The organism is bacterium (assembly GCA_016873475.1).
Classification (GTDB): Bacteria; Krumholzibacteriota; Krumholzibacteriia; order JACNKJ01; family JACNKJ01; genus VGXI01.
The window spans coordinates 1-2,263 of sequence record VGXI01000346.1; the positions used below are offsets into that span (position 1 = coordinate 1).

A 2,263-nucleotide genomic window follows, 5' to 3' on the forward strand; every position below is an offset into this window, starting at 1 on the left:
CAGCTCCTGCGCGGGCTGTGGGCTGTGGGTTACCCGCGACCGGGTGAGACCATCTCGCATTACGCCATCGAGGCGCTGCTCGGCAGCGGCGCCATGGGCGAGGTCTATCGGGTCCACGACACGCGGCTGGACTGCACCCGCGCGCTGAAGCTCCTCCACTACTCCGGTACCATCGATGCCCAGGACCGCGCCCGTTTCCTGCGCGAGGCGCGCGTTGCGGCCGGTCTCAACCATCCGGGCATCTGCACCGTCCACGAGATCGACGATATCGACGGCCGCGCCTTCATCGTCATGGAGTACGTCCCGGGCCAGGACCTGGCGGCGCGCATCGCCCAGGGGGCGCTCCCCTGGCCCGAGGTCCTGCGCATCGCTCGCGAGCTCGCGGAGGCCCTGCAGGTCGCGCACGCCGCCGGCGTCGTGCACCGCGACATCAAGCCGCGCAACATCCGCCTCACACCCGAAGGGCATGTCAAGATCCTCGACTTCGGCCTCGCCAAGCTGGCCGGCGCCGATGAGCTGACGCGCTCCGGCGCCGCGGCCGGCACGCCGGCCTACATGTCGCCCGAGCAGGCGCGCGGCGGGGCGGTCGACGCCCGCTCCGACCTCTGGGCCCTCGGTGTCGTGCTCTACGAGATGCTCAGCGGGCGGCCCGCCTACCCGCGCGAGGCATTCGCTGCCCTCAGCGCGATCTGCCATGGGGAGCCGCCGACTCTGCCGGCCATTCCCGGCGCGCCGCCGGGCCTCGCCGCACTCGTCGAGCATTGCCTGCGTCCGGATCCTGCGCGGCGCTACCAGAGCGCGGAGGCCTTCCTTGCCGATCTCGCCGCCCTCGCCGGCGGATCGACCGTGGCACCGCCGAGACGGCGCGCACTCCGACTGCCGCGCCGACAGCCGCGCCTGCTCTGGGCAGCGGCGCTCCTCGCTGGCCTGCTCCTCCTCGCGCCCATCCTGCGCAGCTGGCAAGTGAGTCGGATGCCGAAGCACATCCACCTCGCCGTCTTGCCGATGGAAGTGTTCGGTGGCGGCGAGCGGGAGCGCGCGCTGGCCGACGGGCTCGTACGCCACCTGACCACTCAGCTCACTCGGCTCGAGCGCTGGTCGCGCGATGTTTCCGTGATCCCGGCCTGCGACATCGAGGATGGCGAGGTGGCCAGCTCGCGCGACGCCCAGCGCGTCTTCGGCGCCAATCTCGTCGTGGCGGGCAGCCTCAACCCGAGCGGCGAGTTGCTCGCCCTGACCCTCGAACTCATCGACCCACGCGGGCCGCGGCAGCTCGCCGCCGCCGAGTTCTCCGTCCCGCGCAGCGAGGCGCTGCGCCTGCACAGCGAGGCGCTCGCGCAGCTCATCCGCCTGCTCGAGCCGCGCCTGAGCAGGGGTCACGCCGGCGACCTCCACGCCAGCGAAAGCCCCGGTGGCCAGTCCTTCGGCGACTACCTTGCGGGTCTCGGCTACCTGCAGAACCTCGACTTCATGGGCGACGCCGAGCAGCTCGCGCGCGTGGACAGCGCGCTGGCCGCCTTCGGACAGTCGCTGGCCAGCGAGCCGAACTTCGCGCCCGCCCTCGCCGGCCGCGCCGAAGCCAAGTGGCGTCGCTACACCCTGACCCGCGACCCGCGCTGGTCTGCAGCCGCACTGGCCGACTGCGCCGCTGCCCTGGCCGTCGACTCGAGTCTCGTGCAGGGACTGCGCGTGCGCGGCGACATCCGCGCCGGCACCGGCGAGGTCGAGCGTGCCCTTCTGGACTATCGCGCCGTGCTGGCGCTCGACTCCCTGGACGTGCAGGCGCGCCGCGGGCTGGCCGCCGCCTACGCCACCCTCGGCGACTCGGCGCGCGCGGAGGCCACCTTCCTCGCCACGCTGAGCGCAAGACCGGCGGACTACGTCACGCGCAAGGAACTGGGCATCTTCTACTATCACGAAGGGCGCTTCGCCGAAGCGGTGCAGCAGTTCGAGGCGCTGATCGCAGCGGCCCCCGAGAACTACTGCCTCGGCTACAACCAGCTCGGCGGCCTCTACATCCAGGAGGGCAGGCTGGATCTGGCTCGTCCGGCCCTCGAGCGCTCTCTAGCGATCAAACCCAACTACCGCGCCTACACGAACCTGGCGGCCGTCGATTACCGCGAGGGCAAGTACGAGCAAGCCGTCACCCGTCTGCGGGCCGCGCTGGCGATCCACGAGCACGACTATCGAGTCTGGGGAAACCTCGCCGCCACGCTGATGCGCCTGCCGGACAGCCGCGCGGAAGCGCTGGCCGCCTACCCCC

The 2,263-nt window shown here is 71.9% G+C and carries 1 protein-coding gene; it reads left to right on the top strand.

Annotated features, from left to right (window positions below; genetic code table 11):
* A partial coding sequence (locus FJ251_15605) for a tetratricopeptide repeat protein (GenBank protein MBM4119129.1) occupies window positions 1-2,263 on the top strand: 2,263 nt, incomplete at both ends.